Here is a 20,894-nt window from a genome sequence, read left to right as displayed (position 1 = left end):
CAAGTGGAGTGGAGTGTTGCGTCATGGCAGGCATGCTCAGTCGTCTCGGCCGCTTTTCGTATCGACGGCGGTGGCTCGTCGTGGCGGTGTGGCTGCTCGCGCTGGGGGGCACGGTGCTGCTCGCCGTCAAGTCCGAGGGGCCGGTCAACACCCGGGCGACGATGCCGGGCATCGAGTCGCAGCAGGCGTTCGACCTCATCGCCGAGCGCTTCCCCGGCGCGGCGGCGGACGGGGCGTCGGCGACCATCGTGTTCGTCGCCCCGCCGGGCCGGGCGCTGACGTCGGCGGAGCAGACCCGATCCGTCGAGGCGGCGCTGGCGCCGATCGAAGGCGGCCCCCAGGTGTCGCGGGTCGTCCCGCCCACGGCCGGGGTGAGCATCAGCGCCGACGGTTCGACCGGGTTCGCGTCGGTGTCCTACCGGGTGCCCTCCTCCGAGGTCACCGAGGAGTCGCGCGCCGCGCTGGCCGGTGCGGTGGAGCGGGCACGTACGGCCGGGCTGACCGCGGAGATGTCCGGCTCGGCGCTCAGGACCGGCACCAGGATGAGCGTCGTGGAGCTGGCCGGGGTCGCGATCGCCGCGGTCGTGCTGCTGATGACGTTCGGTTCGATGGTGGCGGCCGGTCTGCCGCTGCTCACGGCGGTCATCGGGGTGGCCGTCTCGTTCCTCGGGGTGTGGGCGGTGGCGGGCCCGCTGGGCATGGCGATCACCAGCGGCATGCTCGCGCTGATGCTGGGGCTGGCGGTCGGCATCGACTACGCGATGTTCGTGGTCTCCCGGTTCCGGGAGGAACGGGGCGGAGCGGAGGACGGAGGCGGCGAGTGGGCGGCCGGTCGCGCGGTGGGAACGGCCGGTTCGGCGGTGACCTTCGCCGGGGCGACAGTGGTGATCGCGCTTGCGGGGCTGTCGGTGGTCGGCATCCCGTCGCTGGCGAAGATGGGCCTGGCCGCGGCCGGCGCCGTGGTGGTGGCCGTCCTGGTGGCGCTGACCCTGGTTCCGGCGCTGCTCGGGTTCGCCCCGGACAAGGTCCTGGCGCGAGCGCGCCGCCGTGGCGGTGACCGCCGAGCCGTACGCCGTCCGGTGGCCCGCCCCTGGATGCGGCTGGTGCTGCGCCGTCCGCTGCTGATCACGTCGGCCGGGGTCGCGCTCCTGGCCGCGATCGCCGTCCCGGCCCTGTCGCTGCAGCTCGGCACGCCCGGGGACGCCTCGTTGCCGGTGACGGAGACCCAGCGACGCGCGTACGACCTGCGCGCGGCCGCGTTCGGTCCGGGTTTCAACGGCCCGCTGACGGTGGTGGTCGACGCGCGCGGAGCGGCGAACCCGCAGGACGCGGTCGCGACGGTGGCCGCCCGGATCCGGACCACCAGCGGCGTGGTGTCGGTGTCGAAGGCGACCTTCAACCCGTCCGGGGACACGGCCGTCCTCACCGCCGTGCCGTCGACCGGCCCGGCCGACGAGCGTACGGAGAATCTGGTTGAGGCGTTGCGGGCCGCGCGACCGGACGTGGAGGCGGCGGCGAACGCCCGGTACGAGATCACCGGCGCGACCGCGCTCGACATCGACATGGCCCGCAAGACACAGTCGGCCCTCGTGCCGTACGTGGCGATCGTGATCGGCCTGGCCGTGCTGCTCCTGCTGGTGGTGTTCCGGTCGGTCTGGGTCCCGGTCAAGGCGGCGCTCGGCTTCCTGCTGTCGCTGTTCGCCGCGCTGGGCGTGATCGTCGCGGTGTTCCAGTGGGGCTGGGCGGCCGGTCCGCTCGGTGTCGAGCAGACCGGACCGGTCCTGAGCCTGATGCCCATCCTGCTGGTCGGCATCGTGTTCGGGCTGGCCATGGACTACGAGGTCTTCCTGGTGTCGCGGATGCGTGAGGCCCATGCGCACGGCCGGCCGGCCCACGACGCGATCGTCACCGGTTTCGAGCAGAGCTCGAAGGTGGTGGTCGCCGCCGCGGTCATCATGGTCGCGGTGTTCGGCGGGTTCGCGGCCGCCGGCGAACCGTTGATCAAGATGGTGGGTCTGGGACTCGCCGTCGCGGTTTTCCTCGACGCTTTCGTCGTACGCCTGACCCTGGTGCCCGCCGTCCTGCAGCTGCTCGGCGAGCGGGCCTGGTGGCTGCCGCGATGGCTCGGCCGGGTGCTGCCCCGGGTCGACGTGGAGGGCGAGGCGCTGAACGGGGCGCAGCCCGAGCCGGAACCGGAACCGGCTCATGCCTGAGCGCGCGTTGATCAGCCGGGTACCGTCGGTCCGGTGAACGTGGTGGCCGCGCTCGTCGCGTTCCTCTTCGCCGCCCTCGGTGCGAGCCTGAGCACCGAGGGCATCTTCCGCCCGGCCGAGCTGCTTCCCGGCACGCTGCTCAGCCTGCTCGCGAGCGTGGCCCTGTTCCTGTCCGCGCGGTGGCCGCGCACGGCCACCCTCGTCGCGACCGGGTGCGAGGCGGCTGCCTGCGCGGCCGGTTACCTGCCCACCCCGTTGCTGCTGGCCCCGCTGATCGGTTGCCTCTACCGGCTGACCGTGCTCGGCGGGGGCCGGACAGCCGGGTGGTGGACCGGGTTCGCGGCGAGCGCCGTGATCGTGGGCGGCGTGGCGAGCGACACCACCCCGACGGCCGGTTCCCTGTTGCTGCGCACCGTGGGCGTCGCTCTGTGGCTGTTGCCGGCGGTGCTGGCCGGCCGGATGACCCGCGCTCAGCGGGCGTACCTGCGCATGGTTCAGGCGCGGGCCGAGGACGCCGAACGCGGCCGCGACGACGACCTGCGCCGCCGGCTGAGCGAGGAACGGTTGCGCATCGCGCGTGACCTGCACGATGTCGTGGCGCATCACCTGACCGTGGCCAACGCGCAGGCCGGCACCGCGGCTCACCTGCTGACGCGTCGCCCCGAGCAGACACACGAGCTGCTCCTCGGGTTGCGCGACTCCACCTCGGCCGCCCTGCGCGAGCTCAAGGCGACCGTGGGGTTGCTGCGCATGCCCGGCGACGACTCCCCGGCCGGAACCACGCCGGCGCCCGGTCTCGACCAGCTTCCCGCGCTGATCGAGACGTGCCGGGCGGGCGGGCTCGAGGTGTCGATGACCACCGGCGGAACGCCGCGCCCGCTGCCACCGCTGGTCGAGGTCACCGCGTACCGGATCATTCAGGAGGCCCTGACCAACGCCACCAAACACGCTGTCCGCCCGACGGTCACGATCTCGCTGGCGTACGGCGAGGACACCCTCTCGGCCCGGGTGGTCAACACCTCCGTACGCCCAGGTCCGGCCGGGACGGACGGGTACGGGCTGATCGGCATGCGCGAACGCGCGCTCGCGGTCGGCGGGTCGGTGGAGTCCGGCCCGGCCGGTCCCGGCCGGTACGCGGTCGCCCTCACCATCCCGCTGGCCCCATGGCAGGAAGACCCGGCACTCGCATGATCACGATTCTTCTCGCCGACGACCAGGCGCTGCTGCGCTCGACGTTCCGCATGCTGATCGACTCCGCCGACGACATGACGGTCGTGGCCGAGGCCGCGGACGGCGAGGAAGCGGCCCGGCTGGCCCTGCTGCACCGGCCCGACCTGGTGCTGATGGACATCCGGATGCCGGTCCTCGACGGGGTCGAGGCGACCAGGCGCATCTGCTCGGCGCCCGGCCCGACCGGCACGCGGGTGCTGATCCTGACCACGTTCGAGACCGACGAGCACGTGGCCCGTGCCCTCGAGGCCGGGGCCGGCGGCTTCCTCGGCAAGGACGTCACCCCCGAGGGGCTGCTGGCGGCGATCCGGACCGTGGTCGGCGGGGAGGCGTTGCTGTCGCCGTCGGCAACCCGCGCGCTGATCGACCGGTTCCTGTCCGGCCCCGGCCACATCGGCAAGCTGCCCGCGGGGCCGCTGGCCGCGCTGACCGACCGGGAACGGGAGATCACCGCCCTGGCCGCCCACGGACTGTCGAACCAGGAGATCGCCGAGCGGCTGGTGGTGAGCCCCTTGACCGTCCGTACGCACATCCACCGCGCGATGACCAAGGCGCGGGCCCGCGACCGCGCCCAGCTGGTGGTCTTGGCCTACCAGCAGGGCCTGGTCCGGGTTCCGCGCGACTAGCCCGCGCCTGTGGCGTAGCTGCCGTGGGGCGCCGGCCGCTTCCAGCGCCGGGCCCGTGGCGAGCTGTTGGGCGGGTGCTGGGTGTTTGGAGTGCTGGGCCGGTGGCGAGCTGTTGTGCGAGTGGCGGGCGTTTGCAGTGCTGGGCCTACGGCGAACTGTTGGGCGGGTGCCGGCTGCTTGGAGTGCTGGGCCCGTGGCGTTTGCTGGGCGGGGGTCAGCTTGTTTTGAACGCCGCGCCGGTGGTGTCGCCCAGGGCGGGGGCGGCGAGGCAGTGCAGCAGGGGGCCGTCGCTGCCGGGGAGGGTGATCGGCCAAGCGTCGCGTCGCCAGGAGCGGATCGCGGCGGCGTCCCGGGACTGTGCGGCCATGACGGCGGCGGAACAGGCCTTGGCGATGTCGGCGCGGCTCATCAGGGAGTCCTGGCGTGCGGCGACGGCACCGGCCGGCATGGGGATGGCCACGAACGTCTCCCAGCTGTGTTCCTGGGCGCAGTCGATGCGGGACGGTGGGTGGGCCTGGCCGTTGATCGCCGTCATGCCGCCCCAGCAGAGCGGCTCGGTGGGGCAGAGCCCGTTTCCGCACTCGCGAAGAGGGACGGATCCGGTGGGCGTGCCCAGGCGACCCGCGCCCCCGGCCGGGGCTGCGCCGGTGGGGGTATCGGCCTTGGCCGCGCCGGTGCCGGGGCCGCCGCCGAATTTGCTGACGCCCCAGCCGGCCGCGCCGCCGATCACGACGAGGGCGGCCACGGCCACGAGCAGCCGACGTCCCCGGCCCGACCGGCGCACACGCCCGGCCGCGGGATCGTCGGGGGAACGCGCGGGGCCCGGGGCATGAGCGGGATTGGCACCAGCAGAGGGGGCGGGCACGGGAAAAGTGGCGGCCCAAGGGTCAAACGCGGGACCGCTGTCGGCAGCAGCAGGACCTGGGGTCGCCCAGGACCCAGGACCACCGCCGGGCGGGGCAGGGGAGCCCGGGGTGGCCCAGGCGCGATCGCTGCCGACACCGCCACTGGACGGGGCAGGGGAGCCCGGGGTGGCCCAGGCGGGACCGCTGCCGACACCGCCACTGGACGGGGCAGGGGAGTCCGGGGTGGCCCAGGACGCGGGACCACCGCCGCCGGACGGAGTGGTGGAACCGGGGGTGGGCCACGGCGCGGGACCGGGCGGAGCAAGGGAACCCGTCCGGGGAGCCGCATCACGAGGAAAGGCTGGTGCGGGTGCGGGGCCTGTGGCGGCGTACGGGGAAGAAGGCGAGACGGCGGAACGAGCGGCGTGGGCCAGAGCGGCAGCGGTCGGCCAGCGGTGGGCCGGGTCGGTGGCCAGAGCCCGCTCGACAACACGCAGGATCGGAGCGGGCAGGTGGATGCCGATGGTGCGCGGCGCCGACTGGAGGCGTTGCAGGGCCACCGCGTACGGGTTGTCGCCCTCGAACGGACGCTGCCCGGCCAGACATTCGTAGGCGGTCAGCCCGAGCGAGTACACGTCGCTGCGGGCCGTGGCCGGTTGACCCAGCACCTGCTCGGGCGACAGGTAGCTGGGCGTGCCCAGGATCGCGCCCGAGGCGGTCAGCCGGCTCGCGTCGTCGTGCCGGGCGATGCCGAAGTCGGTGATGAGGATGGCCCCGTCGCGGCGGATCAGCAGGTTGGCCGGTTTGATGTCGCGGTGCACGATGCCCTGCTCGTGGATGGCCTGCAGCCCGTCGGCGGCCTGCGCGATGACCCGCATCGTCGTCGCGGGGCCGAGCCGCCCCGATCGGGCCAGGGCCTGCGCCAGCGACTCGCCCTCGACGAACTCCATCACCAGGTATGCGACGTCGTGGCTGCGGCCGTAGTCGTGGATGGACGCCACCGCCGGATGGTTGACCCGGGCCATCGCGGTCGCCTCGGCCAGGAACCGCCGGGCGAAGTCGGGGTCGCCGGCCACCGCGGGCAGCATCGCCTTCACCGCGACCGGCCGCCCCAGCACCTCGTCGACGCCCCGCCACACCTCGCCCATGCCGCCTGCGCCGATCCTGTCCACCAGCCGATAGCGGTCGCCGAGCCTGTGGCCGATCTGCAGCATGCCGCAGAGCTTAAGCCGTACGGAGGTTAGCCTGAGCCGATGGCCGACCCGACGCACGCGGTGTATCCGGGAACGTTCGACCCGTTCACCGTCGGGCACGCCGATGTGGTGGACCGGGTCCGGCACTTGTTCGACCGGGTCACCGTGCTGGTGGCAGTGAACGGGGACAAACAACCGGCGGCGCTGGAGCAGCGGCTGGCGGCCCTGCGCGGTCAGCTCCCGGCGGAGTGGGGCAATGTGAGCGTGGCGGCATGGGCGGGGCTGACCGCCGTCTTCTGCCACGAGCACGGGGCCGGCGTCATCGTCCGTGGCGTTCGCAACCCCGCCGATCTGCGGTACGAGTGTCAGCTGGCCGCGATGAACCAGGACATGGGCATGACGACGTTGCTGCTGCCGGCCCGCCCCGCACTGGCGACGGTCTCCTCCACCGCGATGCGCGCCCTGCGCACCTGACCGGCGCTACGGCGTGACTACGCCGGTGATGGTCATGATGAGCCGCCATTCTGCGGGCACGGGACGCAGAACTGGGGCGTGGGGCAGCACCTCGAGCTGTTCGGCGGGGATCGGCCGGGCGCACTTCTCGCAGTCGCCGTAGGCGCCGTCGGCGAGGCGGCGCAGCGCACCGTGATCTGCTCGAGGCTCTGCCGGTGATGGCGGCGTCGGCCGGCAGCCGCGGGTAGTGACCGAGCAGCTCGACCGGCAGGTCACCGGCTTCCCGGCCGGCGGCGGAGGCGACGTCGGCCGGCCACCGTTCGTCGGGCCTGTCCTTCGTCAGCCGACGCTACCGCACCCGTTGCGGCGCGTAGCCGGGCGGTTGCGTGGGGGCGGGCAGCAGGGGCTTCAACGGCACGACCGTACGTTCCACGGGCTCGCCGGCCACCACCTCGACCGGCTCGTCGTAGAGGCGCAGCGGCAGCCGCGCCCCGCCGTCGTCGAGCAACGTCACCCGTACGGTCTGCTGGTCCGCCTCCACCAGCAGCCGCAGACCCCGGCGGCGGAGCCGGAACCGCAGCCCGGTGATTCCCTCGGGCAGCCGGGGCGCCAGCGCGAGCTCGCCACCCTGCTCGCGCAACCCGCCGAACCCCTCGACGATCGCCGACCAGGCCCCGGCCAGCGAGGCCAGGTGCAGCCCGTACCCGGTGTTGGCGTGCAGGTCGCGCAGGTCGACCAGGGCCGCCTCGCAGGCGTAGTCGTGCGCGAGTTCCAGGTGGCCCACCTCCGCGCACATCACCGCTTGAGTGCAGGCCGACAGGGAGGAATCCCGTACGGTGATCCGCTCGTAGTAGTCGACGTTGCGGGCCTTCTGCTCGGCGGTGAACTCCTCGGGGCACCAGTGCATCGCCAGCACCAGGTCGGCCTGCTTGACCACCTGCCGCCGGTACAGCTGGAAGTACGGCGCTCGCAGCATCAGCGGCTCGCCCGGGTGTTCAGCGGCGAAGTGCCACGGCGCGTACCGGGTGAAACCGGTCGACTGCTCGTGCACGCCGAGTCGTTCGTCGTACGGGATGTGCACCGCGTCGGCCGCCGCCTGCCACGCGTCTGTCTCGGCGGGACGGACCCCGAGCCGGGCGGCAGCCTCGGGCCGGCGGGCGCACGCCTCGACCGCCGCGCGCAGGTTGCGGGCCGCCATCACGTTGGTGAACAGGTTGTCGTCGGTCACCCCGCTGTACTCGTCCGGCCCGGTGACCCCGTCGACGTGCCAGACGCCGGCGGCATCGTGATGGCCGTACGACACCCACAGGCGGGCCGTCTCGACCAGGATCTCGAGGCCGCACTCCTCGTCGAGCGACTCGTCACCGGTGAGCTGACGGTACCGGTCGACGGCGCGGGCGATGACCGCGTTGAGGTGCAGGGCGGCGGTGCCTGCGGGCCAGTACGCCGAGCATTCCTCGCCGTGGATGGTGCGCCACGGGAATGCGGCGCCGGCCAGTCCCAGCGTACGGGCTCGCAGGCGGGCCTGGTCGAGGATGCTGTGCCGCCAGCGAAGCGCACCGGCCGCGGCCTGCGGCGCGACGTAGGTCAGCAGCGGCAGCACGAAACCCTCGGTGTCCCAGAACGCGTGCCCGTCGTACCCCGGGCCGGTCAGCCCCTTGGCCCCGATCGCGCGCCGCTCGGCCCGCGCACCCGCCTGCAACACGTGGAACAGGCCGAACCGTACGGCCTGCTGCAGCACCGGGTCGCCCTCGACCTCGACGTCGGCCGCGTCCCAGAAGTCGTCGAGGTAGGCGCGCTGCTCGGCGGCCAGGCCGTCCCAGCCGGCGTACCGGGCCCCGGTCAGCGCCCCGGCCACCTGGTCGCGCAGCGCCTCCGGGGAGCGGCTCGAACTCCACGCGTACCCGAGGAACTTGGTGACGCGTAACCGCTCGCCCGGCCGCAGGACCGTGACGACGGTGGTGCGGGCCCAGTCCTCGCGGACGTCGGTCTCCTCGTCGTAGTCGCCGGGCGCCTCGACGACGTGGTCCGTGCCCGCGCCCATCAGCAGCTTGCTGGCCCGGGTGCGGTGCAGCAACACCGCGCCGTGCTGCTCGGTGTCCTGCGCGACCGCGACGAGCGGCCGGTCGAGCGCCGCCGCGACCCGGGGATCGGAGGACTCATGCGGCTGTTCCTCGTTGGCCACCAGCCCCGACTGCACGGTGATGCGCAACGGGCCGCCGACCGCCTCCACCTCGTAGTCGACGGCGGCCACGGCCCGCTGCGTGAAGGAAACCAGCCGGGACGTACGGATCCGCACCCGCCGCCCGGCCGGGGACTCCCAGTCGACCGTGCGCCGCAGCACGCCGTCGCGCAGGTCCAGCACCCGTTCGTGGGCGATCAGCCGACCGTGCGCCACATGGAACGGCTCGTCGTCGACCATGAGCCGGACGAGCTTGCCGTCGGTGACGTTGACCAGGGTCTGGCCCTGCTCCGGGTAGCCGTAACCGCCCTCCGGGTACGGCAGCGGCCGCTGCTCGTAGAACGAGTTCAGGTAGGTGCCGGCGATGACGTGCGGCTCACCCTCGTCCAGGTTGGCGCGCAGCCCGATGTGCCCGTTGGCCACCGCGAACACCGACTCGGCCTGAGCCAGGCGCTCGAGGTCCAACGCCGGCTCGCGGACCTGCCACGGCTCGACCGGATACACGGCGGGTGACTTCACACGATCTCGGCGGCGTAACGCAGAAGGGCCGCCCGGCGCGTGGCCAGCCCGTCGATGCGGCGCTGCAGCGCGGCGGCTTCCCGGATCGACCTGATGTTCCACACGTCACCACGATAGGCGCTTGACCTTCACATCCATCATGCGACTCCGTACGCGACCCGCTGACGACACCGCTCGGCGTCGAGATGGTGCTGTCGCGTGCGAGTGGGGCCGACGATCAACGCAATCCTTGACCGAGGACTTCCCACTCTCGAGCGAGGGCCGCATTGATCCGATGGTCGCGGGCGACCGCTTCCTTGAACCAGGCGATGGTGGCCGGCGCCATGGCGAGGATCTGGTTGTAGTTGAGGGCGGCCGGGTTCAGGCCGAACACCAGCCCCGTCTTGAGGAGCGTGCCCGAGGTGGCGATGGCGTGCCCGAGCAGCAGCATGGACGTGAGCTTGGCGTGCTCCAGTTTCCGTTGTTCCGCGGTGCCGCCGGTGGCGTAGCTCTTGAGAAGCCAATAGCCCCGGATGGTCGCGGACACGACGCCCGGCGTGATGCCCATGGTGAAGAAATGGCGCAGGTCGTAGCCGTTCGTGTACATGTGGCGGGCGACGTCTGTCCAAGGAACCTTGACGCCGGACGGGCCCAGCGCGAACGGCGAGTTGATCTGGCCCAGCTGGAGCAGGCTGAAGAACGGGGGCTGCAGGCCGGCGGGCGTGTAGACGTCCGAAAGCAGATGGCGCACCTGGGTGATGAGAGCGGTGATCAGGCCGACCGGGTCGGCCCCGGTCTGGACCTGGATCAGTTGCCCGGCTTTGTCGATGTAGGTGCCGGTGCCGCGCATCAGGTCGGCTATGCCGGCGAGGAAACCCACGCCCGGGTCATGGCCGAGGCTCTGGAGCCGATGGGTGGCCGGCCGCATGCCCGCGACCAGACCGCCGGTGGACGCCGTGGTGGGGGCGTCGTAGGGCACTTTGGCCAGCTTCTCGAACCTTTTGAGGTAGTGGCCGTGAATCTTCTTGGCACGGTCACCGTCCTGCAGCCACTTGGTGAGGGGTGAGCCCGTGTACTTCTTGCCGAGAAAGGTGGCATCCTGGGGGATGCGGACGAGCACGATGTCGAGCAGGGTCGCGATGGTCCCGGCGAGCAGGACCACCGTCCAGTCGGTCTCGTCCCAGCTGACGTCGCCGTGTTCCGCGGCGTAGAGACGCAGGCTGTTTGCGATCTGGCCGTGGGGAACGACCTGCGGGAGCGGATCTCGGGTGAGATCGATGCCCAGCAGATCCAAGCGGGCCTCGGCGAGCCTGACGAGCCGATCGAAGTCGCCCTCAACGGGGACAACAGGCACGGCGTAACGCGGGCTGCTCGGAGCGAACACCGCAGGTGCGGCCGGACCGGGGGTCGGCACGGTGATGCCCAGTGCCCGGAGTTGGGCTCGTACGGTGTCGAACTCGGACTCGACCGAGTCCAGGCAGTAGCTGACGTGACGTTCGCGTGCGAGGACATCCTCGAGGTCGAACTCCACCTGGTCGAGCAGGCCGTGAAGTTCGGTCAGCGTGACGGCCTGGTAGGCCACGACGGTGGCGGCGGTCGTCAGCGGGTCACCCGGCACTGATCGGTTCCCGCCGTTCGAAGGACTCCTGACTGATCTGCAGACTCGCCAAGGCCTGCTGGAACGCGTCCAGCTCGGCCTTGAGCACGGTGAGCCGTTCCTCGTTCCTCGTGGTCTGGGCAAGACCGGCCTCCATCCGGTGGGCGAGGCCCGCGATGTCGTCGGTCAGCTCAGCCATTGCCTGCTGGTGATGCTTGAGGACCTGCTGGATCAGGTACTCGCGGCGCTTCTCGCGTTCCCGCTCGTTGGTGGCCAGCAGGTAGCGCGTGCCCTGATGCACCGCGACCCCGAGAATCACCACCGTGCCGATGCCGGTGACCATCGCGCTCAGGCCCAGCAGGCCCCCGAATCCGAGCGCCGCCAGACCCGTGGTGATGCCCGCCCCGCCGAGCCCGGTAACGCTGCCGGCGAGACTGACGGCGGCGATCGGGGCGCCGAACGCGGCCACCTTGGCCACGATCTCCTTGGTGGTGGTCTCCATCTGGCTGGTTGTGAGCTTGCCGGACGCGAAGTCCTCCTCGGCGGCCACCAGCCGCTCGGTCGCCCGCACCACCTCGCCGGCGGACTCGGCGAACACGAGCCCGGCGACCAGCACGATCCGCTCACGCTCGACGTCGGCGGCATGCCGGTCGGCACGCGAGATCCGCACGAGGTCGCGTACCAGCATGGTGAACACCGGTTGGCGTTGACCCTCATCGAGAAGGCCGCGCAGTTCTCGGGCCAGTTCCTCGGTGACGTCCAGTGTCTCCGCGCCGTGCTGTGCCGCCGTGATTTCGCCGCGCAATGCCGATCGCGCTCCGTCATCGAGACCGATCGTCGATGCGAACAGGTACAGATTGGCGATCTCGCGAGGATCGAGCACGGCGTCGACCAGCGCCAGACTTACCAACGTGCGGCAATAGAGCAACTTCACTGCGCAGGGAAGCGCGGACAGATCAACGGATTCTTCGGACTGGCGGGACAGGCCGCCCTTGACGTCCGCCACCTTCGCCATCACCTGCCCGGCGGAGTGTTTCACCACCCCTTGGGCATCACCGGCGGCGTCCGCGACCAGCTGCCGGGCTGCGTTCGTGCCGTCGGCAACCTTTCGCCCGGCCGCGTCAGCAACAGCTTTCAGGCGTCCCAGCCCGAGATTTCGCGGGTTCATCGTCGTCCCTTTCACCTGCTTTACGAAAGGCTATCGGCCACCACCGACAGAACGATGTCCTCCGAACGGACTGGGAGCCGCCTCGAACGTCACGGGAGACGGTCGTAGCCGAAGAGTTTTGCGGCCAAGTCGGTCATGACCTCGGTGGCGCCGCCGCCTATGCCGAGGATGCGCATGTCTCGGTAGTGGCGTTCCACCTCCGACTCGCGCATGTAGCCCGTCCCGCCGTGCAGCTGGACGGCCTCGTCGACCACGTATTTGCCGGCCTCGACAGCCGCGTTCTTGGCCAGGCAGGCCTCGCCGGCGACGAACGAACCCGCGGCGTGCCGGGCGGCCACCAGCCGGGTATAGGTGCGGGCCAGTTCGATGCGCTGCCGCATCTGCACCAGCTTGTGCCGCACCACCTGCCGGGTGATCAGCGGCTTGCCGAAGGTGGAGCGGTCACGGACGTACGAGAGGGTCAGGTCGAGGCAGCGCTGCGCCACCGAGTAGGCGTGCACCGCCATGATGATGCGTTCCGGCACGAACCGCCCGCCTCGAGGAGGCTTTCGGCGCTGACCACCATTCACCGGCCCGTTCCCACTCGTCGATGTTCGGCGTGATCTCGCGGCGCACGAACTCGGCGATCGTCTTGCGCAACGCGTCGCGCTCGTCCGTCCCGTACGGGTCGTTCATTGCTCTCCTCAACGAGAACGGGAGACTCTCCTCAACGAGAACGAGAGGACCGGCGGAGGAAGGCCTTCACGATCTCGCCGGCGACGAGAATCGTGGAGGCCACCCCGGCGCAGGTCAGCCACTGCCCGGAGGTCAGATCGGTGGTGGCGAAGAGGCCGTGCAGCACGTCCATCTCGACGAGCAGCACGAGCAGGAGCACGACGACGCCGGTGGCGGCGAACGCGGAACGGTTGGTCAGCGTCTCTTGGCTGAACACGCTGCGGGTGTCGTGCCGCACGTTGAGCAGGTTGAACGCCTGGAACAGCACGAACGTCACGAACGCCATGGTGCCCGCGACGGTGGCCTCACCCAGTTCCGGCGCCGGGCCGGGCGCCCAGACCAGCACGGCAAGCGTGCCCGTGGCCATCACGAGGCTGGCCAGCAGGATACGGATCAGGCGTTTGCGGTTCAGGATGTGTTCGTCGTGCCGGCGGGGCGACTGTTTCATCGCGTCCGGGCTGACCGGGTCGATGCCGAGCGACATCGCGGGCGGCCCGTCCATCACCAGGTTGACGAAGAGGATCTGCAGGGCGGTGAACGGCGCGCCGCCGGCGATGCCGGTGAGCGAGGCGACCAGGAAGGTCATGACGAAGCCGAGCGCTGTCGACACCTGGAAGCGGGTGAAGTTGACGATGTTGGCGTACACGCCGCGGCCCTCACGGACCGCGGAGACGATGGTGGCGAAGTTGTCGTCGGTGAGCACCATGGTGGCCGCTTCCTTGGTGACCTCGGTGCCGGTCACCCCCATCGCGACGCCGATGTCGGCCTTGCGCAGCGCCGGCGCGTCGTTGACGCCGTCGCCGGTCATGGCGACCACCTCGCCGCGGTCCTGCAGCGCGCGGACGATCCGGATCTTGTGGCTGGGCGACACCCGGGCGACGACGCCCACCTCGTCGAGCCGGGCCGCCAGCGCCTTGTCGTCTTCGATGGCGTCGAGGTCGGCGCCGGTGACCGCCTCGCCCGGGATGCCCAGCTCGCCGGCGATCGCCCCGGCGGTGACCCCGTGGTCGCCGGTGAGCATCCGGACGCGGATCCCGGCGTCCCGGCACTCGGCGATGGCCTGCCGCGCCTCGGGGCGGGGCGGGTCGACGATGCCGACGAGCGCGACCAGCACGAGGCGGTCGAGCATCTGCTTCGGGTCGTCGGGGGCGGCGAAATCCCGTACGGGGAAATCTTCGATCCCGATGGCCATGACGCGCATGCCCTGGGCCGCCAGTGAGGCGTTCGCCTGCTCGTAACGCTCGCGGGCGGCGTCGTCGAACGGCGTGATGTCGTCACCGCCGAGGTAGCGGTCGGCGCGGGCCGCGAGCACGTCGGGCGCGCCTTTGACGAAGCAGCGGACGACCTCCTGCCCGTCGTCGTCGGTCCACGCGTGGAAGGTAGCCATGAACTTGTAGTCGGAGTCGAACGGGATCTCGAGCAGTCTCGGGGTCTGCTCGCGCAGCGCCGTGACGTCGACGCCGCCCTTCTCGGCCAGCACCACCAGCGCGCCCTCGGTGGGGTCGCCCACCACCTCGCCGTCGCGGATCACCGCCTCGCTGCACAGCGCCATGCCGTGCAGGGCCTGGTCGAGGGTCGCCGGCAGCTTGGAGCCGTCGGTGGTGCGGATCCGTCCGTCGGTGGCGTATCCCTCGCCCGAGACCGTGAAGCGCCGGCCCGCCAGCACCAGCTCGCGGGCGGTCATCTGGTTGAGGGTCAGCGTGCCGGTCTTGTCGGTGCAGATCTGCGAGGTGCTGCCCAGCGTCTCGACGGAGGCGAGCCGTTTGACGATGGCGCCGCGCCGCGCCAGCCGGCCGGTGCCCATGGCCAGGGTGAACGCCACCACCGCGGGCAGGCCCTCGGGGATGGCGGCCACGGCCAGCGACACGGCGCTGACGAACAGCTCGTCGAACTCCTGCCCGCGGATCAGCCCGAGGACGAACACCACCGCGATCACCGCGCCGGCGATGACGGCCAGCGTACGGCTGAGCTTGTCGATCTGCCGCTGCAGCGGCGTCGGGCCGGGCTCGGCCTGGTGCAGCAGATCGGCGATGCGGCCGGTCTCGGTGCGCATCCCGGTGGCGGTCACCACCATCTCGCCCCGGCCCCGGGTGACCTCCGTGTTCATGTGGACGACGGTCAACCGGTCGCCCAGCGACGCGTCCTCGTCGACCGTCGCTCCGGACGACTTGGCCACCGGCTGCGCCTCGCCGGTCAGCATCGACTCCTGAACCTCCAGCGAGGCCGACGTCAGCAACCGCCCGTCCGCCGGCACGCGGTCGCCGGCATCGAGCAGCACCACGTCGCCGGGAACCAGCTCGCCGGCGTCGAGGCGCAGGACACGTCCGTCACGGCGTACGGTCGCGGTGGTCACACTCAGCTTGCGCAGCGCGTCGAGGGCCGCCTCGGCCCGGGACTCCTGCACGAAACCGATGGTGGCGTTGAGCAGGACCACCAGCGCGATCGCGATCGGCGTCTCCCACTCCCGGCTGACCAGCAGGGACACCACCGCGGCGAGCAGCAGGATGATGATCAGCAGGTCCTGGAACTGACGCGCGAAGGCCCGCCAGCGCGGCTCCCTCGGCGTCTCGGCGAGCTGGTTCGGACCGTACTCGTCGCGCCGGCGCTCCGCCTCGGCGGCCGTCAGACCCCGTACGGGATCGACGCCGAACTCGGTTACGGCCTCGGCCACCGGAAGGGCGTGCCATCTCATCGCCTCATCCTTCCCCAAGCCGCAGTCGGGCGCGTACCCGTTGTGATCTCCCACCACGGCGTGGCCAGGGCCGAAAGACCTGTCTGCGGCACCTGGGGCGCCGCCATACTTGAACCTGGGAAGACGGAAAGAGGAGGCAGCGCCATGGTGGAACCCACCGGCATTCGCGTGATCGTGGGGTACGACGGTTCTCCGGCCTCGACCACCGCGATCGAGGCCGGCGCACGGTTGTTCCCCGGCGCCCAGGCGTGGATCACTCATCTGTGGACGCCGCCGTTCGCCAGCGAGGAGATGCGCCGTCGCCTGTGGCGGGGCACCGCCCATGTCAACGAGTTCGTGGCTGCTGTCGAACGCGAGGGCCGGTTCGAGGCGGACCGTGTGGCCGGAGTCGGCACCACCCTGGCGCGTGCCGCCGGCTGGGAGGCCGAGCCGCTGGTCGAGCGCAGCTTCGGCGGTGAGGGACTGCAGTTCACGCAACTGGCCGAGAAGCTGCGCCCCGATCTGGTGCTCCTCGGCTCCCGCGGCCTCGGCGGCGCCAAAGCGGTGCTGGGCAGCGTCTCCGACATGGTGGTGCACTACAGCCCGGCCCCGGTTCTGGTGCTGCCGCACCCGCTGCTGATCGACGAGTACGAGGCCCTGGCCGACGGTCCGGTCGTCATCGGCTGGGACGACTCGGACGGCGCCCGGTCCGCCCTGGCCGCGGTCGAGCGGCTGTTTCCGAAGCGGGAGAAGGTGCTCGTCGCGGTCGGTGACAGCGCGGACTCCGAGGACCGTGACGTGGTTCGTCTTCCGGCCGGTCGCGGGGCGTCCGCGCGGGCGGTGGCGGAGGTGCTGGCCGGCGACGCCCGCGAGCGCAGGGCCGCGGTGGTGGCGGTCGGGTCGCGGGGCCGCTCGATGATCCGGGAGATCCTGCTGGGCAGCGTGGCGATGGCGACCCTGCACCGGGCGCACCGGCCGGTCCTGGTCGTCCCGGGCAACCGCTCGGGAGACGCCTGACCCGGATGTACGAGGGTGGATCTCGGCGCCCGCCTCACCCGGACATGCGAGGCCGGAAGCCACTGGACGACGGTTAAGGTGTTCACGTGGAATCCGATGGCGTGCTCTCCGCCGTCGAGCGGCTGCGCCGGCTCGACGCGATGACCGACGCCGCCCTTTCCCGCCTCGAGGTGCCCGACCTCCTCGACGAGCTTCTTGACCGCGTACGGGATCTGCTGGGAGCCGACACCGCGGCCGTTCTGCTCCTCGACCCGCACGATCAGCATCTCTCCGTCGCCGCCGCCAAGGGCCTGGAACAGGACATCCGTGACGGCCTCCGGATTCCGGTGGGCCGTGGCTTCGCGGGCCGGGTCGCCCAGGGCGGCAAGCCGCTCGTCCTGACCCGGGTGACCGACGCCGACGTGGTCAGCTCCGCCCTGCTGGCCTCGGGCATCCGCTCGCTGCTCGGCGTGCCCGTCTTCGCCGGCCGCGACGTCATCGGCGTCATGCTCGTGGGCGCCCGCTCGATGCGGCAGTTCACCGAGGACGATGTCCGGTTCCTCGAGGTGGCGGCCGATCGGGCCGGCGCCGCCGAGCAGATCCGTTCCCACCGGCTCGATCAGGCCGCGGCCATGTCGCTGCAGCGCAGCCTGTTGCCCCCGGTCCTGCCGGCTCTTCCCGGGTTGCAGGTGGCCGCCCGGTACGCGCCGGGGCAGGATTTCGGCATCGGCGGCGACTGGTACGACCTGTTCCAGCTGCCGTCCGGCTGGGCCGGCCTGGTGATCGGTGACGTGTCGGGCCACGGCCTGGCCTCGGCCGTGGTGATGGGCCGCATCCGCAGTGCCCTGCGCGCGTACGCGCTGATCAGCGAGGACCCGGCCGAGGTGCTGGCGCTGCTCGACCGCAAGGTCCGGCATTTCGAGGCGGGCCTGCTGACCACCGCCTTCTACGCGATGATCTCACCGGACAGAACGACGGTCCGCATGTCGTCGGCGGGGCATCTGGCGCCGATCCTCGCCCTGCCCGGCCGGCCGGCCTCGCTGGTCGAGGTGCCGGTGGACGCTCCTCTCGGCCTCGGCCGTCTGGGGGCGCGGCGCAGCGCGGTGGTCGGCATGCCACCCGAGGCGCTGCTGCTCGGCTACACCGACGGGCTGGTCGAACGCCGTGGCGAGATCATCGATGTCGGCATCAAGCGGCTGCTCGACATCGTGGAGCCCGCCAGCCCCGCCGATTGCGTCTCCGCGATCATGACGAGCCTGGGCGGGCAGCAAACCGTCGATGACGTCGCCCTGATCGCCGTCCAGCGCAACGCTCAGGATTTGTCCTCCTGATACCTCGCGCCACCGTCGGACTCGCCGGTCAGCGGCCGTGAGCCACCCTCGGGCGGTCCGGCCTCGGTGCGCTCGCCGGCCGCGAGGTGCGGGAACTTGGCGTCGAAGGCGGGGCGTTCGGACCGGATGCGGGGCATGCGGTCGAAGTTGCGCAGTGGTGGCGGGGACGAGGTGGCCCACTCGAGCGAGTTGCCGTGGCCCCACGGGTCGTCGACGGTCACGACCTGGCCGACCTTGTACGACTTCCAGCAGTTGTAGATGAACGGCAATGTGGACGCCCCGAGGACGAACGCGCCGATCGTCGACACTGTGTTCAGCGCCGTGAAGCCGTCGCCGGTCAGGTAGTCGGCGTACCGGCGGGGCATGCCCTCGGCGCCGAGCCAGTGCTGCACCAGGAACGTCGTGTGAAAACCCACCAGCGTCAGCCAGAAGTGGACCTTGCCCAGCCGCTCGTCGAGCATGCGGCCGAACATCTTCGGGAACCAGAAGTAGATGCCGGCGAACACCGCGAACACGATGGTGCCGAACAGCACGTAGTGGAAGTGGGCGACCACGAAATAGCTGTCGTGCACGTGGAAGTCGATCGGCGGCGAGGCCAGCAGCACCCCGGTGAGCCCGCCCAGCAGGAACGTCACGAGGAAGCCGATCGCGAACAGCATCGGGGTCTCGAAGCTGATCTGCCCGCGCCACATGGTGCCGATCCAGACGAAGAACTTCATGCCGGTCGGCACGGCGATCAGGTAGCTGAGCAGGCTGAAGAAGGGCAGCAGCACTTGGCCGGTGGCGAACATGTGGTGCGCCCACACCGACATCGACAACCCGGCGATCAGCAGGGTGGCGGCGACCAGGCCCTTGTACCCGAAGACCGGTTTGCGGCTGAAGACCGGGATGACCTCGGTGATGATGCCGAAGAAGGGCAGCGCCACCACGTATACCTCGGGGTGGCCGAAGAACCAGAACAGGTGCTGCCAGAGCATCGGCCCGCCGGTGGCCGCGTCGTAGACGTGCGCGCCGAGGATGCGGTCGGCGGCGAGGGCGAACAGCGCGGCGGCCAGGAACGGGAAGATGAGGATCACGAGCACGCTGGTCAGCAGGATGTTCCAGGTGAAGATCGGCATCCGGAACATGGTCATGCCGGGGGCGCGCAGCGTCAGGATCGTGGTGATCATGTTGACGCCGCCGAGGATGGTGCCGAGGCCGGAGAGGGCGAGGCCGACGATCCACATGTTCCCCCCGAGGCCGGGGGAGTGGATCGAGTCGCTGAGCGGCGCGTACGCCGTCCAGCCGAAGTCTGCCGCGCCGCCGGGCGTGAAGAACCCGCCGATGGCGATCGCGCCGCCGAACAGGAACAACCAGTAGGCGAAGGCGTTGAGCCGGGGGAACGCCACGTCGGGCGCGCCGATCTGGATGGGCACGACGAAGTTGGCGAACGCGAACACGATCGGCGTGGCGAAGAACAGCAGCATGATCGTGCCGTGCATGGTGAAGAGCTGGTTGTACTGCTCGGGGGAGAGCAGCTGCATGCCCGGCTGCGCCAGCTCCGCCCGCATGACCAGCGCCATCACCCCGCCGATCATGAAGTACACGAAGGCGGTGATCATGTACATGATCCCGATCTGCTTCGCGTCGGTCGTCCGCAGCACCCGGGCCAGCGCCGAGCCCCTCACCTGCCGCCGTACGGGCCAGGGGTGGGGCTCGACGGGCTTCGGTACGACAGCGGTCATGTCGACCTCCGATGCGCCACGCGGCTGTGCGGTCGGAAGCCGACGTTACGCCCCTCGGCAACGCCGCGCGAGTATCGAAGGTGATCGACTTCGCCCGATTCTCAGGCCACTGTTCCAGCAGGACGGAGAACGCCGGGGGTGGCGGCCCCGGCGTTCTCCGATCAGTACGTCAGCGTTCCGCGCAGCAGGCTGCGACCCGAGTGGGTGGCGTCGCCGTCGTGCGGTTCGTCGCTGATGTCGACCAGGCGATAGCGGTTGAGGTCGGTGCCCGGTGGCACCGGCAGCACCACGTCCGGCTTGTCGGTCAGGCTGCCGATGGCCACCATCTTGCCCGGGTTGTCGGGGTCGAGCAGCCACACCTCGTGGAAGCCGGTGGTCAGCGGCAGGTTGTGGACGTCGACCTGCAACCGCCCGTCGGCCAGCACCCGCACGTCACCACCCGCGTTCGGCGGCACCTCCTTCAGCGGCGTCAGCGTCGCCCGGGCCGTCACCGGCGCGTCCGGCGTGCGATCGGCAAACCTGTCGACGGCCACTGTGCCGGCCACCGCCATGACCGCCGCTGCCGCCGCCGCGACCGCCGGCAACAGCCAGCGCGGCCGGGGGCGCTCGCGCCGGGCCCGGCGGTCCGCCATGTCGACCACCGGCGCCGCCTGTTCGGCGGGGGCCGGGGATCCGGCGATGCCGGCCTCGATGGCCTGCCACACGTGCTCCGGCGGCGCCGGCAGGTCACGCAGGTCCTGGGACTGCGAGCCGATCTCGGCGACGTGGCGCAAGGCTTCGATCTCCTGCCGGCAGCCCTCGCACTGCGCCAGGTGATCGGATTCGTTCAGCTCTTCGATCTCCTCAGAGAGCGCGAGAAGGACCAGCCGATCGGGATCCAAATGTTGCACCGTCCACCTCCCAACGGCGTCGCAGGTTCGCCATTCCGCGCCGGATATGGCTCTTGACAGTGCCCAGTGGCAGTCCGGTGACGGTCGCTATCTGGGGGTGGGTCAGATCGTCGAAAAATGCCAGTTCCAGTGTGCGTCGTTGTTCGTCGGGCAGCCGCCCCAGCTCGTCGGCGATGACGAGCCGGTCGACGATCCGTTCCGGGGATTCCTCGACGGTCGGCACGGTCGTCTGGGCCTGCACGGTCTCGGTCGTCCGCTGGTCGCGGGCCGCCGCCCGGAGGCGGTCGACGGCCTTGCGCCGCGCGATGCCGAGCAGCCAGCCCAGCATCGTGCCGCGTTGCGGATCGAAACCGTCCCGGCCGGACCAGGCGGCCACGAATGTCACCTGAGTGACGTCCTCAGCGTCGGCCCGGTTGCCGAGCAGGCGCTGAGCCAGGTACAGCACGGCCGAGCCGTGCCGCTCGTACGCCACTCGTAGAGCCGTCTCGTCGCCGGCGCGTAACCGCTCGGCGAGTTCGTCGTCGGAGCTCATCGACCTCCTTCCTGGGCACAGGGATTCCCCG

16 protein-coding genes are annotated in these 20,894 nt (G+C 71.1%); 6 read left to right on the top strand and 10 right to left on the bottom strand.

All coding sequences use genetic code 11. The annotated features are described in order from the left end of the window. The first annotated feature begins 23 nt into the window (after nucleotides 1-23). The 3 genes from C8E87_RS00445 to C8E87_RS00435 are packed head-to-tail and all read left to right on the top strand — an operon-like array spanning nucleotide 24 to nucleotide 4,069. The gene (locus tag C8E87_RS00445; RefSeq protein ID WP_133871219.1) at nucleotides 24-2,213 is read left to right on the top strand and encodes an MMPL family transporter; all 2,190 of its coding nucleotides are present in this window, start codon (nucleotides 24-26) and stop codon (nucleotides 2,211-2,213) included. 33 nt (nucleotides 2,214-2,246) lie between these two features. Continuing rightward, complete coding sequence (locus C8E87_RS00440; protein ID WP_133871218.1) at nucleotides 2,247-3,404, top strand: sensor histidine kinase; 1,158 nt, start codon at nucleotides 2,247-2,249, stop codon at nucleotides 3,402-3,404. Continuing rightward, nucleotides 3,401-4,069 (top strand): response regulator, encoded by a 669-nt coding sequence (locus C8E87_RS00435; RefSeq protein ID WP_133871217.1) that lies wholly within the window; start codon nucleotides 3,401-3,403, stop codon nucleotides 4,067-4,069. The genes C8E87_RS00440 and C8E87_RS00435 overlap by 4 nt, the downstream gene beginning before the upstream one ends. A 214-nt stretch (nucleotides 4,070-4,283) precedes the next feature. Here C8E87_RS00435 and C8E87_RS00430 read toward each other — a convergent pair whose 3' ends face one another. Then, nucleotides 4,284-6,128: a serine/threonine-protein kinase gene (locus C8E87_RS00430; protein WP_133871216.1), complete on the bottom strand. Its 1,845-nt coding sequence runs from the start codon at nucleotides 6,126-6,128 to the stop codon at nucleotides 4,284-4,286. Between the two features lie 39 nt (nucleotides 6,129-6,167). On the opposite strand from C8E87_RS00430, the gene coaD reads away from it, so the two are divergent. Then, on the top strand, nucleotides 6,168-6,581 hold the full coding sequence (coaD, locus tag C8E87_RS00425) for a pantetheine-phosphate adenylyltransferase (RefSeq protein ID WP_133871215.1): 414 nt from the start codon (nucleotides 6,168-6,170) through the stop codon (nucleotides 6,579-6,581). A gap of 328 nt (nucleotides 6,582-6,909) precedes the next feature. Here coaD and C8E87_RS00420 read toward each other — a convergent pair whose 3' ends face one another. From C8E87_RS00420 to C8E87_RS00395, 6 genes are all read right to left on the bottom strand, one after another. Then, entirely contained in the window at nucleotides 6,910-9,261 is a 2,352-nt protein-coding gene (locus C8E87_RS00420; RefSeq protein WP_133871214.1) for a glycoside hydrolase family 65 protein, read from the bottom strand. Nucleotides 9,262-9,478: 217 nt separating this feature from the next. Further along, a complete protein-coding gene (locus C8E87_RS00415; RefSeq protein WP_133871213.1) occupies nucleotides 9,479-10,858 on the bottom strand; it encodes a hypothetical protein in 1,380 nt (459 codons plus the stop codon). Next, nucleotides 10,848-12,005 carry a tellurite resistance TerB family protein gene (locus C8E87_RS00410; protein ID WP_133871212.1) on the bottom strand — a complete coding sequence of 386 codons (1,158 nt, stop codon included), beginning with the start codon at nucleotides 12,003-12,005 and terminating at the stop codon, nucleotides 10,848-10,850. The genes C8E87_RS00415 and C8E87_RS00410 overlap by 11 nt, the downstream gene beginning before the upstream one ends. Before the next feature lie 89 nt (nucleotides 12,006-12,094). After that, on the bottom strand, nucleotides 12,095-12,529 hold the full coding sequence (locus tag C8E87_RS00405) for an acyl-CoA dehydrogenase family protein (protein ID WP_275409160.1): 435 nt from the start codon (nucleotides 12,527-12,529) through the stop codon (nucleotides 12,095-12,097). Continuing rightward, nucleotides 12,447-12,680 (bottom strand): acyl-CoA dehydrogenase family protein, encoded by a 234-nt coding sequence (locus tag C8E87_RS46745; protein WP_133871211.1) that lies wholly within the window; start codon nucleotides 12,678-12,680, stop codon nucleotides 12,447-12,449. Before C8E87_RS46745 ends, C8E87_RS00405 begins: the two co-directional genes overlap by 83 nt. Nucleotides 12,681-12,711: 31 nt before the next feature. Further along, nucleotides 12,712-15,411: a cation-translocating P-type ATPase gene (locus C8E87_RS00395; RefSeq protein WP_133871210.1), complete on the bottom strand. Its 2,700-nt coding sequence runs from the start codon at nucleotides 15,409-15,411 to the stop codon at nucleotides 12,712-12,714. 144 nt (nucleotides 15,412-15,555) lie between these two features. Between C8E87_RS00395 and C8E87_RS00390 the strand changes: the two genes are divergently transcribed. Together C8E87_RS00390 and C8E87_RS00385 are read left to right on the top strand one after the other, a co-directional pair. Next, nucleotides 15,556-16,407 (top strand): universal stress protein, encoded by an 852-nt coding sequence (locus C8E87_RS00390; RefSeq protein ID WP_133871209.1) that lies wholly within the window; start codon nucleotides 15,556-15,558, stop codon nucleotides 16,405-16,407. An 86-nt stretch (nucleotides 16,408-16,493) separates the two neighbouring features. Next, nucleotides 16,494-17,717: a PP2C family protein-serine/threonine phosphatase gene (locus tag C8E87_RS00385; RefSeq protein WP_239080638.1), complete on the top strand. Its 1,224-nt coding sequence runs from the start codon at nucleotides 16,494-16,496 to the stop codon at nucleotides 17,715-17,717. On the opposite strand, the gene ctaD is transcribed toward C8E87_RS00385, so the two are convergent. The 3 genes from ctaD to C8E87_RS00370 all read right to left on the bottom strand — a co-directional run bounded on the left by ctaD (nucleotide 17,699) and on the right by C8E87_RS00370 (nucleotide 20,863). Further along, nucleotides 17,699-19,441, bottom strand: a complete 1,743-nt coding sequence (gene ctaD, locus C8E87_RS00380; protein WP_133871208.1) for an aa3-type cytochrome oxidase subunit I — start codon at nucleotides 19,439-19,441, stop codon at nucleotides 17,699-17,701. The genes C8E87_RS00385 and ctaD overlap by 19 nt on opposite strands. A 161-nt stretch (nucleotides 19,442-19,602) precedes the next feature. Further along, nucleotides 19,603-20,331 carry an anti-sigma factor gene (locus C8E87_RS00375; RefSeq protein WP_133871207.1) on the bottom strand — a complete coding sequence of 243 codons (729 nt, stop codon included), beginning with the start codon at nucleotides 20,329-20,331 and terminating at the stop codon, nucleotides 19,603-19,605. After that, entirely contained in the window at nucleotides 20,285-20,863 is a 579-nt protein-coding gene (locus C8E87_RS00370; protein ID WP_133871206.1) for an RNA polymerase sigma factor, read from the bottom strand. Before C8E87_RS00370 ends, C8E87_RS00375 begins: the two co-directional genes overlap by 47 nt. Nucleotides 20,864-20,894: the final 31 nt, after the last annotated feature.

The sequence above is a fragment of the Paractinoplanes brasiliensis genome (assembly GCF_004362215.1).
Taxonomy (GTDB): domain Bacteria; phylum Actinomycetota; class Actinomycetes; order Mycobacteriales; family Micromonosporaceae; genus Actinoplanes; species Actinoplanes brasiliensis.
The sequence above is the reverse complement of the archived record's forward strand: the minus strand, read 5'-3'. Positions and strand labels throughout refer to the sequence as shown.

What these genes read in the sequence shown, in the direction of transcription:
- C8E87_RS00390 (WP_133871209.1), top strand. Translation starts at nt 15,556, where the DNA reads ATGGTGGAACCCACCGGCATTCGCGTGATCGTGGGGTACGACGGTTCT.
- C8E87_RS00445 (WP_133871219.1), top strand. Translation starts at nt 24, where the DNA reads ATGGCAGGCATGCTCAGTCGTCTCGGCCGCTTTTCGTATCGACGGCGG.
- C8E87_RS00395 (WP_133871210.1), bottom strand. Translation starts at nt 15,411, where the DNA reads ATGAGATGGCACGCCCTTCCGGTGGCCGAGGCCGTAACCGAGTTCGGC.
- C8E87_RS00430 (WP_133871216.1), bottom strand. Translation starts at nt 6,128, where the DNA reads ATGCTGCAGATCGGCCACAGGCTCGGCGACCGCTATCGGCTGGTGGAC.
- C8E87_RS00370 (WP_133871206.1), bottom strand. Translation starts at nt 20,863, where the DNA reads ATGAGCTCCGACGACGAACTCGCCGAGCGGTTACGCGCCGGCGACGAG.
- C8E87_RS46745 (WP_133871211.1), bottom strand. Translation starts at nt 12,680, where the DNA reads ATGAACGACCCGTACGGGACGGACGAGCGCGACGCGTTGCGCAAGACG.
- ctaD (WP_133871208.1), bottom strand. Translation starts at nt 19,441, where the DNA reads ATGACCGCTGTCGTACCGAAGCCCGTCGAGCCCCACCCCTGGCCCGTA.
- C8E87_RS00435 (WP_133871217.1), top strand. Translation starts at nt 3,401, where the DNA reads ATGATCACGATTCTTCTCGCCGACGACCAGGCGCTGCTGCGCTCGACG.
- C8E87_RS00410 (WP_133871212.1), bottom strand. Translation starts at nt 12,005, where the DNA reads ATGAACCCGCGAAATCTCGGGCTGGGACGCCTGAAAGCTGTTGCTGAC.
- coaD (WP_133871215.1), top strand. Translation starts at nt 6,168, where the DNA reads ATGGCCGACCCGACGCACGCGGTGTATCCGGGAACGTTCGACCCGTTC.